The organism is Brachybacterium horti (assembly GCF_054777615.1).
Window position 1 is genome coordinate 395,583 of record NZ_BAAHAM010000001.1, and the last position, 14,494, is coordinate 410,076.

Sequence of the window (14,494 nt, forward strand, 5' to 3'; positions counted from 1 at the left end):
TCAGCGGCCAGGAACGTGAACGGTCATGACGGGGCGTCGTCGCCGATCTCGAGCGTGCGTCCCCTCCAGCGCCGTCGCAGCCAGCGGTCGTGGGAGGCGATGACGACGGTGCCCTCCCAGTCCTGCACGGCCCGCTCGAGGCGGGTCGCGAGGTCGAGGGAGAGGTGGTTGGTCGGCTCGTCGAGCAGGAGCAGCCCGGGCGGGTCGGCGAGCAGGGCGGCGAGGGCGGCGCGCCGCTGCTGGCCCCGGGAGAGGAGTCCCAGGGGCCGGTCGAGGTCACGCGGGTGGACGAGCCCCATGAGCTCGGGGGCGGCCTCGCCGGGCAGGCCGCCGAGCAGGGCGCGCACGGTGGTGTCCTCGTCGACCTCCTCGTCCTGGGCGAGCAGGGCCCGCCGGGAGGTCGTCGAGACGGTGCCGGAGGTGGGCTCGAGGGTCCCCGCGAGGAGGGCGAGCAGGGTCGACTTCCCGCTGCCGTTGGGGCCGGTGATGAGCAGTTTCTCCCCCGCGCTCAGGCTCACCGAGGTGGGGGCGAGCCGCGCCTCGACGGCGGCGTCGGCCGCGGAGAGCAGCACGCCGCCGTCGGCGCGGCTCGCCCCGGGCACCCCGGTGAAGTGCAGCTCGGCCGGGGGCTTGCGCACCTGCGTGCGCTCGAGCTCCTGGAGGCGGCGCTCGGCGTCGCGCACGCGGCGGGAGACGACGGTCGCGTTGCGGTCCGAGTAGAACTTCTTCGAGGCGCGCGCCTCGGTGCGGGGACCGCGGCCCTCGTGGCCCACCTGGTGGGAGTCCTGGAGCTGGGTGCGCAGGCGCTTCAGCTCCTCCTGCTCGTCGCGGAAGCGGAGCTCCCAGCGCTCGCGGGCGTCGAGCCGGGCGTGGAGGTGGTCGGTGAAGGTGCCGGTATAGGCGGTGAGCCCGCCGGGCTCCTCCTCGAGCGGGCGGGGCGCGGGGTCGAGGTCGAGCTGGCCGCGGGTCGCGGCGTCGAGGAAGGCGCGGTCGTGGCTCGCGATGAGCACGGGCCCGGGATGCTCCCCGAGCAGGGTCGCGAGGTAGTCCGCGGCCTCGTCGTCGAGGTGGTTGGTGGGCTCGTCGAGCAGGAGCGTCGTGGGGCGGGTGATGAGCAGGTGGGCGAGGGCGAGGCGTCCGCGCTGTCCTCCGGAGACCCGGCCGATCAGCCGGTCCCCCGGCAGGCCCGCGAGGCCGAGGCCGGCGAGGACCTCCGCGGCGCGGACCTCCGCGTTCCAGACGTCCGCGAGGGTCGCGCGGGCGAGCAGCTCGTCGTAGCGCGCCGCGGCCGCGCCGGCGCCCGCGTCACCCGCGGGCCCGCCCTCGCCGACCTCGGCGAGCGCCTCCCCGGCGGCGGTGAGCTCCCGCTCGAGCCGGCGGGCGCGGCGCAGGGCGTCCTGGACGGCGCCGTCCACGGTGGTGCGCTCGGGGTCCAGGGGCAGCTCCTGGTGGAGCATGCCGACGGGGCCGGGGGCGTCGACCGTGCCGACGTCGGGGTGCAGCTCGCCGGCGAGGATCCGCAGCAGGGTGGACTTGCCGGAGCCGTTCTCGCCGAGCAGGCCGGTGGGGACGCCTGCGGGCACGGTGAGGCTCACGTCGGTGAGGACGCGGCGGTCGCCGAAGGCGTGGGAGATGCCCTCCGCGCGCAGGTGCAGGGCGGCGAGGGAGGAGGCGTTCTGGGACATGGATCTGCTCCGGTGGGTGCGGGAAGCGGGCACGGACGGGGGCGGGTCACAGACGCATGGGGACGACGGTACGACCGTCCGTCCCGTCGCTCCACTTCTTTTCCGCTGTTCTCCGCGTGACCCGCGCGCACTCCCCGGTCAGGCCGGTCGATCCCCGAGGAGGGCGGCGACGGCGGCGTCGAGCATGGTCCTCGAGGCGCCGAGGGCGCTCACGGTGCGCTCGGCCTCGGGCAGGGTCTCGCGCGGTCCCGTGTGGACGACGATCGCGTCCGGCCGCGCCGCGAGCAGGGCGCGTAGGCGCTCCGTCTCCCCCGGGTCCCGGCTCCCGCGGCCGGTGACCGCGAGGATCTGCGGCGCGGCCTCGAGATCCGCCGCGTAGAGCGGGGACTCCGCCTGCAGGTGGCGCGCCCGCAGCGCGTCCACGAGCGCGGCCGCGCCGGCCTGCGCGCGGAGGTCGACGACGGCGACGGGGCGCAGGTCGAGGGCGGCGCGGCGCGCCCGCACGGCCCGGAGGGCGAGGGCGGCGGAGCGCGCCGCGAGGACCGCGGCGGCCGCCGCGGGATCCGGGGTGGGCAGCCAACGGCGCCGGGCGCGCAGCGCGGCGAGCCGCTCCGCGGCGGCCCCGGTGCGCCGGGCGAGGAGCTCCGGGGGCAGCTCCCCGGTGCGCTCGGCCTCCCGGAGCGCCGCGGCGGCGGGGGCCAGGGCCGACGGGTCGCCGACGTGCAGCACGTGCGCCCCGGCGCGGGCGGCGGCGAGGACCGCCGCGGGCAGGTCGAGGCCGTCGCGGGCGGCGGCGACGGCGAGGTCACCGGCGACGAGCAGGCCGTGGAAGGGGGCGTGGGCGGACTCCTCGAGCAGCCGCAGCGGCCAGGGGGCGAGGGCGGCGGTCCCCTCGCCGAGGGCGGAGGCCGCGACGGGGGCGGCGAGGACGGCGTCGAGCCACGGGGCGATCGCCCACGGGAGCAGGTGGTCGCGCCACTGGGCGGGGGTGAGGGGCACCCCCGCCCTCGGCCGGTCCCCGGCCGCGTCGGCCCACGGGATCCCGCCGAGGCCCGGCAGGGCGAGCCCGCAGGCGGCGATCCCGGCGTCCCGCACGCCGGCGGCGAGCGCGCGCCCGTGCCGGGCGACGAGGTCCCCGTCCCGGCCCACGGCGGCGGTGCCGACGAGCGGGTCGGGTCCGCTCGCCACGTGCAGCACGGGGCCGAGGAGCACGTCGATGCCGAGTCCCGCGAGCAGGTCGCCGAGCGCGTCGCCGAGGGCGCGGGTCGCGTCCACGTCGTCGACGGTGCCCAGCGCCGCGGCCGAGGGGAGGAGCGCCGCCCCCGCCGTGGTCCCCGCCTCCGTCGGCTCCCCCGCCGTCGGGTCCTCCTGCGCGCGCACGGCGAGCAGCGCCCCGGGCAGGGCCTCCCGGGCCGCGGCGGCGAGCTCCGCCCAGGGGCCGGGGTCCACGGGCGGCAGCTCGAGCACGGCCGGGTGCACGGGACGGGCGGCGATCCGCTCGAGGGCGCCGAGCGGATCGGTGGCGGGGAGGCGGGCCGCGAGCGGGAGCGGGCTCGTCCCCGGAGCGGGTTCCCCGGCCACGGGATCCCCTGCTGACCGTGCGATCATGTGCCCACCTCCTCGGGACGTGCGTCCCGCTCAGGATAGGACTGCGCAGGGAGAGCCCATGGACCCCGTCACCCCCTCCTCCGGCCCCTCGTCGAGCGCCCCGCTCGTGCTCGCGGGATTCATCGGCACGACCCGCAGCCGGGTGGTGCTCGCCCCGGTCGCCGCGGGCACGTCTCCCGTCCTCGACCTCGACGGCCCGGGGGCGACGCCCGGGGCCCGCCCCGAGCAGAAGCTCGACCTCCTCGGCGCGACCGCCCATCGCGCGATCGACGCGCTGCGGGAGGAGCGGGGCGCTCCCCCGCACCTGGTCGCCGTGTCCCTCGGCGTGCACGGCCTCGCCCACACGGAGCTCGAGGAGGCGCAGTCCCTCGGCGAGGGCCTCTTCTCCCCGCTCGCCCGCCCGGCGATCCCCGCCTCCCGGATCGTCGTGGGGCGCGGGCTGCTGACGTCGTTCCTCGCGGGCGGCGTGGGCGACTCGGGTCTGCTCGTCCGGGCCGGCACGGGCGCCGTCGCGGTGCGCATCGAGGACCGCCGGGTCGTCGCGCGGCGGGACGGCATGGGTCCCCTGCTGGGGGACGTGGGCTCCGCGGTGTGGATCGGACGGCGCACCCTGCAGGTCGTCGCCGCGGACATCGACGGCCGCGGCCGTCGCACGCTGCTCACCGAGCGGCTGGGCGACATGCTCGACCTCGACCTGCGCGACGGCCTGCTGCCGCCCTCGCCCACCGGCGACGTGCGCGACGACCTCGCGCGGGCGATCGCCCGCATCGCCCCTCCGGGCAACCTCGCCGAGCTGGGGCGCTTCGCCCCGCTGCCGGGCACGGTCCCCGAGGACCCGACGGCGCGGGACATCCTCGACTCGGTGGTGCGGCACGTGACGGAGACGGTGCGGCAGATCGATCCGGCGCTCGACCTGCCGGTGGTGCTCGCCGGCTCGGTGCTCGCGACCCCGGGGCCGATCCACGACGAGCTCGTCACGGGCTTCGAGGCCGCGGGCCGCGAGCACCGCGAGGCGATCGACGGCCTCCCCGGCGCGCTCCAGCTGGCCCGGGAGGCGGCCACCGCGGGCGTCTAGGATGGGCCCGCCCGCTCCTCGATCCGAAAGGCTCTCCATGCCCGAGCAGCACGACCCGCACGATCCGGTCCCCACGCGCGCGAAGGTGCTCGTCATCGGTGCCGGTCCGGCGGGACTGGCCGCCGCGGCCGCGCTCAAGGCGCTCGAGGTCCCTTTCGACCTCGTGGACCGCGCGAAGGACGTGGGCGGCATCTGGAACCTGCAGCGCGAGGACTCCCCGGTGTGGCCCGCGCTCGAGATGGTCTCCTCCCGCGAGAGCACCCAGTACGAGGACATGCTGCAGCCGGTGTCCTTCCCCGAGTTCCTCACGCCCGGGCAGATGGCGAAGTACCTGCGCGCCTACGCCGCGCGCCATGACCTCACCGCGCACTTCCGCCCCGGCGTCGAGGTGCGCTCGGCGCGCCCCTTCGAGGACGGCGTGTGGCAGGTGGAGCTCTCCACCGGGGAGATCCACGTCTACGGCGCCGTCGTCTCCGCGCACGGCATCGCGGAGCGCCCCCACCGCCCCGCATGGGCGTCGGAGGTGGGCCACGGCACCACGGTCATCCACTCCTCGCAGTGGAACGGGGCGGACGGCCTCGAGGGGCAGCGCGTGCTCGTCGTCGGCTCGGGGCAGTCCGCGGCCGACATCGCCGTGGACGCCGCCCGCCGCGCCCTCGAGGTGCAGTGGTCCGTCCGCACGGGCCACTGGGTGGTGCCGCGCCGCATCGCCGGGACCCCCGGCGACGTGCTCGCCGCGCGCGAGCCGGCAGTGCTGGGCCGCCTGAACGGGAGGATCGCCGAGGCGGTCGTCTCCCGCGCCGCGGGCGATCCGGCCTCCGTCGGCCTGCCCGCCCCGACCGCCCCGCTGCTCGAGGACTCCGTGATCGTCTCCGACGACGTCCTGGACCGCGTGCGCGAGGGCCGCATCACCCCCGTGGGCGCCGTGACCGGCGTCGAGGACGGCCGTCCCGTGGTCGCAGGTCTCGGCCCGGTCGCCGCGGATCTCATCATCCTCGCGACCGGCTACGAGACCGGCGCCGGCCACCTCCCCGAGGGCGTCGTCCCCCGCACGGCGAGCGGCGACCTGGACCTCTTCCTCGGCGCGTTCCCGCGCGGCCGCGACGACCTCGTGGTGCTCGGCCAGCAGCGGGTCACCGGCGGCGTGCTGCCGGTGCTCGTGGAGCAGGCCGACGTCGCCGCCTACCTCCTGCGCGCCCGCCTCGACGGCGCCGCAGGGTCGACGGGGATCGAGCAGTTCCGCCGCCTGCGCGCGGGCTCGGACTCCGCGGTCCCGACGGCCCCGGCCCCGGGCGGTGAGGGCCTGCGCGGCCGGCTCGGGTCGCTCCTGGGCGGCGGCGCCCGTCGGCCCACCGCGGTCGAGGGCACCGGCGAGCGGCTCGTGCCGTTCACCGACCGCGAGCAGCTCCTCGCGCGCCTGCGGACGGTGCGCTCGCTGCTCTCCTGATCCGCGAGCGGCGGAGCAGCAGCGTCACGACGGCGGCGATCGCGGTGAGCAGGGCCACGCCCAGCACCGCGGCGCCGCCGCGGCGCTGATCGGCGAGGGCGTCGGCCCACCAGGTGCGTCCGGTCGCGCCGAACCAGCTCGCCGCGAGCAGCACGTCGGTGCCGAGCAGCGCGGCCACGCCCGCCGCGGTGAGCGCGAGCGGCACGGCGGCCAGCAGGAGCGGCCGTGTCGAGGCCCGCACGGCGAGCACCGGCAGCACCCCGGCGAGCAGCGACATCAGCTGCAGGGCGAGGTGCGCGGGATGCGAGTCCAGGGCGAGGCGCAGCACGGGTGAGACCCCGTAGGCGGCGCCCACCAGCAGCAGGGGCGCCGCGGCGGGCAGCAGGAGCAGCAGCTGCGCCCGCCCGGTGAGGGCGCGCCACCGCTCGGGCACCGTGAGGGCGCTGCCGATCAGCACCCCGGCGAGCGCGGCGAGCAGCACGTGCTGCAGCAGGTGCGCGGAGGAGGCGACGGTCGCGTAGACCTCGAAGGGGCCCTGCGTGAGCACGAGCAGCGCCCCGAGCCCCAGCAGCAGGCGCACCGTCGCGCGGCGCTGGCGGGCCGGGGCGGCGGCGCGCCACCACACGAGCAGCACGACCGCGCAGAGCGCCAGGTGGAAGGGCGCGGGGCGCCACTGGGCGAGCAGCGCGGGGAGCTCCGGCGCGGGCGGCAGCTCGTAGCCCGTGAGCAGACCCGCGGGGCCCGAGGGCGGGGTGGACTGCTCGGCGGGCGGCGGGGAGGAGCTCATGGCCGCGGCGAGGGAGACGGCGAGCGCCATGAGCACGAGCTCGAGGAGGGCGAGGCGGCGGTAGGCGGCGACGGAGCCCCGCGCCCAGACGGTCCCCGCGGTCGCGAGCTCGCGGCGCTGCAGGGCGCCGAGCACGCCGAGGGCGATCAGCAGGGCCGCCTTCGCGAGGCCGATCTGCACGTAGGCGCTCGTGAGCAGGTCGCCGGGGCCGTTCATCCGCACCGCGAGCGCCCACACCCCGCTCAGGGCGAGGGCGATCCAGCACACGAGCGCGAGGTGCGAGTAGCCGTGCACCACGCGGGCGTCGTCCCGGGAGCGCTCGGGGAGCAGCTGGAGGGTGCCGAGGCCGCCGAGCCAGACGCCCACGGCGAGCAGGTGCACGAGCATCGTGGAGGTCGCGACCTCGTGGCTCGAGTCCCCCGCCGCGTGCCCGGTCATGGCGGCGCTGAAGGCGAGCAGCCCGGCGAGCACGGCGACCGTGCGGGCGAGGCCCACCGAGGATCCGGTCGCGGCGGCCGTGGTCGCGATCGCCGCGAGGACCACGGCCGTGACCAGCCAGACCCCGAGGTCGGTGGAGACGAAGACGAGCAGGTCCGAGCCGAAGCGCGCGCTGCCCACGGCCTGCCCGGTGGCGACCGCGTAGGAGAACAGGAGGGACACGCCGCGGGCGAGCGTCGTGACGCCGCCGGCGATCGCGACGAGGGCCATGGCGCGCACGCGGTCCTCGTCCTCGCGCAGCAGCCAGCCGGCGACGACGGCGCCGCCCAGCAGCACCGCGGCGGCGAGATCGGCGATGAGGGAGGCGACGGGGCCGCCGTGCCGGGCGACGGCGCCCGCGTCGAGCAGGGCGAGGGCGCCGCCGCCCGCGGCGTCGGCCGCGAGGACGGAGACGACGGCGACGAGCGCGAGGACGCCGCCGGCGGCGAGGAGCGCGCCGGGATGGGGACGGGTGCTCACGAGCCGATCACCAGCCCCAGCCACAGGAAGGCCATCGAGACGCCGACGGAGAGCATGAGATAGCCCAGCGCGATCGAGGCGGTGCCGCGGCGCACGAGGTCCACGACGTCCATCGCGGCGGTCGAGAGCACCGAGAGACCACCGCAGAGCCCGGTCCCGAGCAGCAGGAACACGTAGCCGGCGCCGCCGGTCGCGGCGCCCAGGCGGGTGACGACGATGCCCAGCAGGAAGCTCGAGACGACGTTCGCCGTCCAGGTCATCCAGGGGCGCACGACGGCGAGGTCGACCTCGGGCAGGCGGCGGGCGAGGAGCCGCGGTCCGTGCTCGGCGAAGGCCCAGCGGCCGACGGTCCCGATGCCGGCGCCGATCATGACGAGGAGGAGCCCTCCGAGGCCCAGCAGCGCGGTGATCATCGCACCTCCCCCTCCCCCGGCGACACCGGCGACTCGGCGGTGCACACCCGGGCGCCGGGGCCCGGCAGCGCGGCGGGGGTGCGGGAGCCGTCGTGGAGCGCCGGGTCCGCGACGGGGCGGGCGATCCGGCGGGCGATCAGCAGGCCCAGCACCACGGCACCGAGGCTCAGGGAGAGGGTGAGCATCCCGTAGGCGAGGGCCAGGATCGGGAAGTTCGCGCCGAGCATCGCCGAGCCCTCGAGAACCACCGCGGACATCGTCGTGAAGCCGCCGCACAGACCCGTGCCCAGCAGCGGCATCGTCCAGGCCGGGGCGCGGCGCACCTCGAGCACGCCGGTGAGCGCGCCGAGCGCCAGGCAGCCGATGACGTTCGACCAGAGGGTCGCCCAGGGGACCTCGACGAGGGTGGGCGTCGTGACGGTCGGCGCGATGACCGTGATCAGGTACCGCAGCCCGCCGCCCACGGCGCCGCCGATGCCGACGAGCAGGGCGGTGCGCCGCGCGCTGAGCCCGCCGGGCTGCACGGGGCCGGAGCCGAGCACCCGCGAGGCCTCGACCTCGTCGAGCTGCAGGGCGGCCATCTCGACCGTGTGCATCCGCGGGTCGTCGCGGCGCGCGGAGCTGTCGCGGGCTGGAGGGGTCGAGGTCACCGGATCAGGGTACCGATGCTCATCGCGACCGGACCCAGGCTGGCCCCGGACCGGGCGCCGGTCACCCCCAGACCAGGCCCATGCTCGGGTTCTCGAGCACCGCGGAGACGTCCCGCAGGAGCTCCGCGCCGAGGGCGCCGTCGATGAGGCGGTGGTCGAAGCTCGCGGCGAGCTGCACGACGCGGCGGGGGACGATCTGGCCGTCCACCACCCACGGCTTCTCCTTGATCGCGCCCACGCCGAGGATCACGGACTCGCCCGGGTTGAGGATCGGGGTGCCCGAGTCGATGCCGAACACGCCGAAGTTCGTGATGGTGATCGTGCCCTGGCGGGTCGCCGAGAGCGGGGTGCGGCCGGCGCGGGCGGTGCGGGCGAGGTCGTCGATCGCGTCGGCGAGCTCGCGCAGGGTCATGAGGTGCGCGTCCTTGATGTTGGGCACGATGAGCCCGCGCGGGGTGGCCGCGGCGATGCCGAGGTTCACGAAGTGCTTGTAGACGATCTCGCCGGCGGCCTCGTCCCAGGAGGCGTTCACCTCGGGGTTGCGGCGGATCGCGACGAGCAGCGCCTTGGCGACCACGACGAGCGGGGAGACCTTGACGTCCTTCCACTCCCGGGACGCCTTCAGCTGCTGGACGATGTCCCAGGTCGCGGTGATGTCCACCTCGTTGAACACGGTGACGTGGGGGGCGGTGAAGGCGGAGGCCACCATCGCCTCGGCGGTGCGCTTGCGCACGGAGCGGATGGGCGCGCGGGTGGTGCGCTCGTCGCTCGTGACGCCGGCGAAGGGCTGGTCGCGGACGGACTTCATGGCGCCGCCGAGCCCCTCGGGGACCTGCGGGGACTCCTCGGGGAAGAAGTCGGCGTCGCTCTCGCCGGAGGTCGTGCCGGAGATCGCGCGCTGCTGGGCGCCGAGCACGTCCTCGCGGGTGACGGTGCCGCCGGGGCCCGTCGCGATCACGGAGGACAGGGCGATGCCGAGGTCGCGGGCGAGCTTGCGCACGGGCGGCTTCGCGAGGGCGCGCTCGGCCGGGTACTGCTCGTCCCCCGCCTGCTCCTCCTGGGCCGCGGGGCGGCGGCGCCGGCGCTGCGGGGCCTCCTTCGCGCCGTAGCCCACGAGGTTCTTCGGCTCGGCGTCGGCAGGGTCCGGCGCCGCGGCCGCGGGCTCCTCGGGCGAGGGCACCTCGGTGTCGACGTCGGGCGTCGCTGCGCCGGAGGGCGCTGCGCCGCCCGCGGTGTCGACCTCGATGAGCGGGGCGCCCACGGCGACCTCGTCGCCCACGGCGACGAGCACGCGGGTGACGGTGCCGGCGACGTGGCTGGGGAGCTCGACGGCGCTCTTGGCGGTCTCGACCTCGATCACCGGGTCGTTGATGGCGACGGTGTCACCGGGCTTCACCTTGATGTCGAGGATCTCCGCCCCGGTGAGGCCCTCACCGGGATCGGTGAGGTCGATCGTGACGAGCGACGGGGTGGGCTGGGAGCTCATGGCGGTGATCCTTTCAGTGCTGCAGGACGCGGTCCACCGCATCGAGCACCCGGTCGAGGTCGGGGAGGTAGGCGTGCTCGGTGCGCGCGGGCGGGTACGGCGTGGAGTACCCGCCCACCCGGGTCACGGGCGCCTCGAGGTGGTAGAAGCACTCCTCGGCGACGCGGGCGGCGATCTCCCCGCCGAGGCCGCCGGTCACGGGCGCCTCGTGGACGATGACGAGGCGGCCGGTGCGGCGCACCGAGTCGGTGATGGTGGGCAGGTCCAGGGGCGCGAGGGAGCGCAGGTCGATCACCTCGAGCGAGGTGCCGTCCTCCTCCGCGGCGGCGGCGGACTCGAGGGCGAGCGGCACGCTCGGCCCCCAGGCGAGCAGCGTCGCGTCGGTCCCCTCGCGCAGCACGCGGGCCTGCCACGGGGACAGCTCGGGGCGGTGGTCGGGGTCGACGTCGCCCTTGATCCAGTAGCGCTTCTTGGGCTCGAGCATGATGACCGGGTCCTCGGACTCGATGGCCTGACGGGTCATCCAGTAGGCGTCCTGCGCGGAGGCGGGGGCGAGGATCCGCAGGCCCGCGGTGTGCGCGAAGAGCGCCTCGGGGCTCTCGGAGTGGTGCTCGACGGCGCCGATGCCGCCGCCGTGCGGGATGCGGATGACCATCGGCAGGGCGACGCGGCCGCCGGTGCGGTAGTGCATCTTCGCGACCTGCGTGGTGATCTGGTTGAAGGCGGGGAAGACGAAGCCGTCGAACTGGATCTCGACGACGGGCCGGTAGCCGCGCATCGCGAGGCCGACGGCGGTGCCGACGATCCCCGCCTCGCCGAGCGGCGTGTCGACGACGCGCAGGGCGCCGAACTCGTCGAAGAGGCCGTCGGTCACGCGGAACACGCCGCCGAGGCGGCCGATGTCCTCGCCCATGAGCATGACGTGGTCGTCGGCGCGCATGGCGTCGCGGAGACCGGCGGTGATGGCCTTGGCGATGGGCAGCGTCGTGGCGTGCCCGGAGCGGGTCTCGGTCATCGCGCGGTCTCCTCGTCCTCGAACTGGGCGGCGTACTCGAGGTACTGCGCGCGCTCGGCGTCCACGACGGGGTGGGGCTCGGCGTAGACGTGGTCGAAGATCATCACCGGGTCCGGGTCCTCCATGCCGTGGATGTGGTGGTGCAGCTGCATCGCGAGGTCGTGGCCCTCCTCGTCGCAGCGCTTCACGTAGTCCTCGTCGATCTCGCCGAGCTGCTCGAGGTGGCGTCGCAGGCGCGGGATCGGGTCCTTCTCCGCCCATTCCTGCTCCTCGGCGCCGGGACGGTAGCGGGAGGCGTCGTCGCTCGTGGTGTGCGCGGCCATGCGGTAGGTGACGGCCTCGATGAAGCGGGGGCCCTCCCCCGCGCGGGCGGCGTCGAGGGCGCTGCGCACGGCGCCCATGACGGCGAGCACGTCGTTGCCGTCCACGCGCACGGAGGGAATGCCCCAGCCCCGGGAGCGCTGGGCGAGCGGCACGCGGGACTGGACGGCGGTGGGGACGGAGATCGCCCACTGGTTGTTCTGCGTGTAGAAGACGGTGGGGACCTGGAAGGAGGCGGCGAAGGTGAAGGACTCCGCGACCTCGCCCTCACTCGAGGCGCCGTCGCCGAACAGGGCGAGCACGGCGGTGTCGGTGTCCCGGTCGCCGGTGCCGACGAGGCCGTCGCGCTGCAGGCCCATCGCGTAGCCGACGGCGTGCGGGGCCTGGGAGCCGAGCACGATCATGTACGGGTGGGTGCGCAGCTCCGCGGGGTCCCAGCCGCCGTGGCTGATGCCGCGGAACATCTCGAGCAGGCGCCAGGGCTCGATGCCGCGGGCCCACGCGACGCCGTGCTCGCGGTACGTGGGCACGAGGTAGTCGTGGGCGCGGGACGCGTGGCCGGCGCCGATCTGCGCGGCCTCCTGCCCCAGGGCGCTCGCCCACAGGCCCAGCTGGCCCTGCCGCTGGAGGCTCGTCGCCTCGAGGTCCGCGGCGCGGATCATCACCATGTCGCGGTAGTAGCCGCGCAGGCGCTCGGGGGTCTGGAGGTCGTCGTCACCGCCCCCGCCCGCGCTGCCGTCGAGGACGGCGTCGAACTCGTCGTGCGGGGTCCGTGTGCCGTCCGGTGCGAGGAGCTGGATCATCGGCTCCTGGTCGGCCACGGCGGGGATCGTCGTCTGGAACACGCTCACGGCGGAGAGACTAACCTACGGTGGCGTAGGTTCCAAGCGATCACGACTCCCGACACACCCGCAGGGCGCGTCAGACGTGCTCCGTGCCGACGAGGATCCGCAGGGTCCGGCCGCGGTCATCACGCTCGGTCCGCAGCACCAGGCGCAGGCCCTCCTCGTCGGTGACCACGTCCACGTCGCCATCGAGGCGGTGCTCCCGGCGGGCGCTCCAGGCCGGGACCTTCGCGGCGAGGCCGTCGAGCGCCCAGGCGGCGTCGTCGAGCGCCACGACCTCGGGGCCGAGCGCGGCGGCGACGTCGGCCAGACGGATCGGCGCCAGCTCGAGATCCAGGTTCCGCAGCGCCACGACCGCCCGGGAGACGCCGTCGGTCGGGAAGGTGTAGTAGAGCGTCTCCGGGCCCAGGACCTCGACCGCGACACGGCCGACGGCATGGGCGAGGGAGGAGATGACGTCGTCGCGGTCCTCGTCCGGGGCGACCTCGTAGGGCACCTCCTCCTGCACGAGGGAGGGGAGGTCGCGCTCACGACCGACGTCCTGCAGGCGATGGGCGAGCTCATCGGTGCCGACGACGTCCGCCAGCAGCGGGGACCAGCCCCAGCGGAGGCGCTGCGGGTCCGCGGGGACGGAGGCGATGACGTCGGCCCGACCGGAGACCTCGCCGCCCTCGCCGCGGAAGGTGAGGCGCTTGCCGGCGAGGTCGAGGCTGTACCGGTAGCGGCCGAGCCGCGCGAGGAGCGCCGCGTCGAGCGCCTCCTGCCGGTTGCTCGAGAAGAGGAGGGCGTGCTGGGCGATGCTGCGGAGGTCCGGTTCCATGCGCGCCGATGCTACAGACGGCGGGTGCACGACGGCGGGGAGGAGGCTCCCCTCCTCCCCGCCGTCGGGGGATCGAGCTCGTCAGGCTCGGGGCCGCTGCCCCGCGACCGCCGCCTCGAGGGCGGCCTTGTCGAGGGTCTCCTGCTCGGCGTCGAGGTCGACGACGGGCAGCGGGCAGTCGCCGAGGTCCTGGATCTCCAGGCGGACGCCGCCCGCGCGCATCGACTGGTGGGCGATCACGCCGGGGAGCGTGTAGCGCGCGGCCTGCCAGGCGTTGACGACGGGCTGGTGCCCGCCGGAGACGGCGCGCGCGAAGTCGTCCACGAGGAAGTGGTGGGCGCCCTCGTGACCGTTGGGCATGCCCTGGAACTCGGCGGGCAGGCGGGACTGGTGGTGCGCGGGCGAGGCGCCGGCGACGAAGGCGTCGCGCAGGGTGGGCGAGACGTCGGCCAGGCGCGGGTCGTCCAGGCTCATCGTGCTGCCGGTCGCGACGAGCTCGGTGACCTCGAGGACGGTCTCCTTGTCGTGCCAGTAGGTGACGTCGACGGTCTCCTCGAAGCTCGCCTCCTCGCCGAAGAAGCGGAAGCGGGACTCGCGCTTGTGGCTCGGGTAGCCCACGCGCCGCAGCTCGTTGGTGCGGAAGGCGCCGCCGTTGTCCATCTCGAACAGGGCGAAGGCGTTGGAGACGTCGTTGTCGAACTGGGAGACGGCCTTGTCGAAGACGCCGTCGCCGCGGGTGTCCGGCCGGCCGATGCAGGAGACGGACACCGCGTGGCGCTCGCCGAGCACGCCGAGGATCCCGCCGATCGAGTGGGTCGGGTAGAGCATGGGCGGGTAGGAGGCGGTCGACTTCCATCCCTCGCCGCCGGAGTACTTGTAGGCGTCGTAGAAGCCGAGATCCATGTCGTGGACGTAGTCGCCCTCGGCGTAGAAGACCTCGCCGAAGGCGCCGGAGCGGTGGATCCGGCGGGCGAGCACGACGGCGGCGTTGTACTGGCTGGTCTCGCCCATCATGTAGACGAGCCCGGTCTCCTCGACGAGGCGGGTGATCTCGCGGATCTCCGCCTCCTCGATCGCCATCGGGACGGCCGAGTAGACGTGCTTGCCGGCCTCGAGGGCGGCGATCGCGATGCGCCCGTGGGTCCAGCGCTGGGTGAAGATCGCGACGGCGTCGACGTCGGAGGCGAGGAGCTCCTCGACGGAGCTGAAGCGGCCGGCGAAGCTCACGGCGTGCTCGGGGCGCTGCTCGAGCGCGTCGATGCGCTCGGGGACGTCGTCCACGGCGTAGACCGCGGAGATGTGGGAATGGGCCGAGAAGAGCTCCGCGAAGTGGGACCCGAACTGTCCGATCCCGATGATGCCCAGCGTGAACGACATACTTCCTC

Annotated in this window: 12 protein-coding genes; 2 read left to right on the top strand and 10 right to left on the bottom strand. The window is 75.6% G+C overall.

Features of this window, described 5'->3' with window-relative positions:
• Positions 1-23 precede the first annotated feature (23 nt).
• Together ACYVAP_RS01995 and ACYVAP_RS02000 are read right to left on the bottom strand one after the other, a co-directional pair.
• Positions 24-1,685 carry an ABC-F family ATP-binding cassette domain-containing protein gene (locus tag ACYVAP_RS01995; RefSeq protein WP_498859302.1) on the bottom strand — a complete coding sequence of 554 codons (1,662 nt, stop codon included), beginning with the start codon at positions 1,683-1,685 and terminating at the stop codon, positions 24-26.
• 138 nt (positions 1,686-1,823) lie between these two features.
• Positions 1,824-3,293, bottom strand: a complete 1,470-nt coding sequence (locus ACYVAP_RS02000; RefSeq protein ID WP_498859303.1) for a glycoside hydrolase family 3 N-terminal domain-containing protein — start codon at positions 3,291-3,293, stop codon at positions 1,824-1,826.
• A 58-nt stretch (positions 3,294-3,351) separates the two neighbouring features.
• On the opposite strand from ACYVAP_RS02000, the gene ACYVAP_RS02005 reads away from it, so the two are divergent.
• Positions 3,352-4,368, top strand: coding sequence for a BadF/BadG/BcrA/BcrD ATPase family protein (locus tag ACYVAP_RS02005; RefSeq protein WP_498859304.1), 1,017 nt, complete (start codon positions 3,352-3,354; stop codon positions 4,366-4,368).
• 37 nt (positions 4,369-4,405) lie between these two features.
• On the top strand, positions 4,406-5,815 hold the full coding sequence (locus tag ACYVAP_RS02010) for a flavin-containing monooxygenase (RefSeq protein ID WP_498859305.1): 1,410 nt from the start codon (positions 4,406-4,408) through the stop codon (positions 5,813-5,815).
• On the opposite strand, the gene ACYVAP_RS02015 is transcribed toward ACYVAP_RS02010, so the two are convergent.
• The 8 genes from ACYVAP_RS02015 to ACYVAP_RS02050 form a co-directional block, all read right to left on the bottom strand.
• Positions 5,757-7,559 (bottom strand): CopD family protein, encoded by a 1,803-nt coding sequence (locus ACYVAP_RS02015; RefSeq protein ID WP_498859306.1) that lies wholly within the window; start codon positions 7,557-7,559, stop codon positions 5,757-5,759. The genes ACYVAP_RS02010 and ACYVAP_RS02015 overlap by 59 nt on opposite strands.
• On the bottom strand, positions 7,556-7,972 hold the full coding sequence (locus ACYVAP_RS02020) for a fluoride efflux transporter FluC (RefSeq protein ID WP_264451404.1): 417 nt from the start codon (positions 7,970-7,972) through the stop codon (positions 7,556-7,558). Before ACYVAP_RS02020 ends, ACYVAP_RS02015 begins: the two co-directional genes overlap by 4 nt.
• On the bottom strand, positions 7,969-8,622 hold the full coding sequence (locus ACYVAP_RS02025) for a fluoride efflux transporter FluC (protein WP_498859307.1): 654 nt from the start codon (positions 8,620-8,622) through the stop codon (positions 7,969-7,971). Before ACYVAP_RS02025 ends, ACYVAP_RS02020 begins: the two co-directional genes overlap by 4 nt.
• Before the next feature lie 61 nt (positions 8,623-8,683).
• Entirely contained in the window at positions 8,684-10,108 is a 1,425-nt protein-coding gene (locus ACYVAP_RS02030) for a dihydrolipoamide acetyltransferase family protein (protein ID WP_498859308.1), read from the bottom strand.
• A 13-nt stretch (positions 10,109-10,121) separates the two neighbouring features.
• Positions 10,122-11,123 (bottom strand): alpha-ketoacid dehydrogenase subunit beta, encoded by a 1,002-nt coding sequence (locus tag ACYVAP_RS02035; protein ID WP_498859309.1) that lies wholly within the window; start codon positions 11,121-11,123, stop codon positions 10,122-10,124.
• A complete protein-coding gene (locus ACYVAP_RS02040) occupies positions 11,120-12,247 on the bottom strand; it encodes a thiamine pyrophosphate-dependent enzyme (protein WP_498859848.1) in 1,128 nt (375 codons plus the stop codon). Before ACYVAP_RS02040 ends, ACYVAP_RS02035 begins: the two co-directional genes overlap by 4 nt.
• Before the next feature lie 118 nt (positions 12,248-12,365).
• Positions 12,366-13,109 (bottom strand): DUF6882 domain-containing protein, encoded by a 744-nt coding sequence (locus ACYVAP_RS02045; protein WP_498859310.1) that lies wholly within the window; start codon positions 13,107-13,109, stop codon positions 12,366-12,368.
• Between the two features lie 81 nt (positions 13,110-13,190).
• Positions 13,191-14,486 carry a Gfo/Idh/MocA family protein gene (locus ACYVAP_RS02050; RefSeq protein ID WP_498859311.1) on the bottom strand — a complete coding sequence of 432 codons (1,296 nt, stop codon included), beginning with the start codon at positions 14,484-14,486 and terminating at the stop codon, positions 13,191-13,193.
• Positions 14,487-14,494: the final 8 nt, after the last annotated feature.

Coding starts and splice junctions, on each gene's coding strand:
- ACYVAP_RS01995 (WP_498859302.1), bottom strand. CDS start 1,685: ATGTCCCAGAACGCCTCCTCCCTCGCCGCCCTGCACCTGCGCGCGGAG.
- ACYVAP_RS02000 (WP_498859303.1), bottom strand. CDS start 3,293: ATGATCGCACGGTCAGCAGGGGATCCCGTGGCCGGGGAACCCGCTCCG.
- ACYVAP_RS02005 (WP_498859304.1), top strand. CDS start 3,352: ATGGACCCCGTCACCCCCTCCTCCGGCCCCTCGTCGAGCGCCCCGCTC.
- ACYVAP_RS02010 (WP_498859305.1), top strand. CDS start 4,406: ATGCCCGAGCAGCACGACCCGCACGATCCGGTCCCCACGCGCGCGAAG.
- ACYVAP_RS02020 (WP_264451404.1), bottom strand. CDS start 7,972: ATGATCACCGCGCTGCTGGGCCTCGGAGGGCTCCTCCTCGTCATGATC.
- ACYVAP_RS02030 (WP_498859308.1), bottom strand. CDS start 10,108: ATGAGCTCCCAGCCCACCCCGTCGCTCGTCACGATCGACCTCACCGAT.
- ACYVAP_RS02035 (WP_498859309.1), bottom strand. CDS start 11,123: ATGACCGAGACCCGCTCCGGGCACGCCACGACGCTGCCCATCGCCAAG.
- ACYVAP_RS02040 (WP_498859848.1), bottom strand. CDS start 12,247: ATGATCCAGCTCCTCGCACCGGACGGCACACGGACCCCGCACGACGAG.
- ACYVAP_RS02045 (WP_498859310.1), bottom strand. CDS start 13,109: ATGGAACCGGACCTCCGCAGCATCGCCCAGCACGCCCTCCTCTTCTCG.
- ACYVAP_RS02050 (WP_498859311.1), bottom strand. CDS start 14,486: ATGTCGTTCACGCTGGGCATCATCGGGATCGGACAGTTCGGGTCCCAC.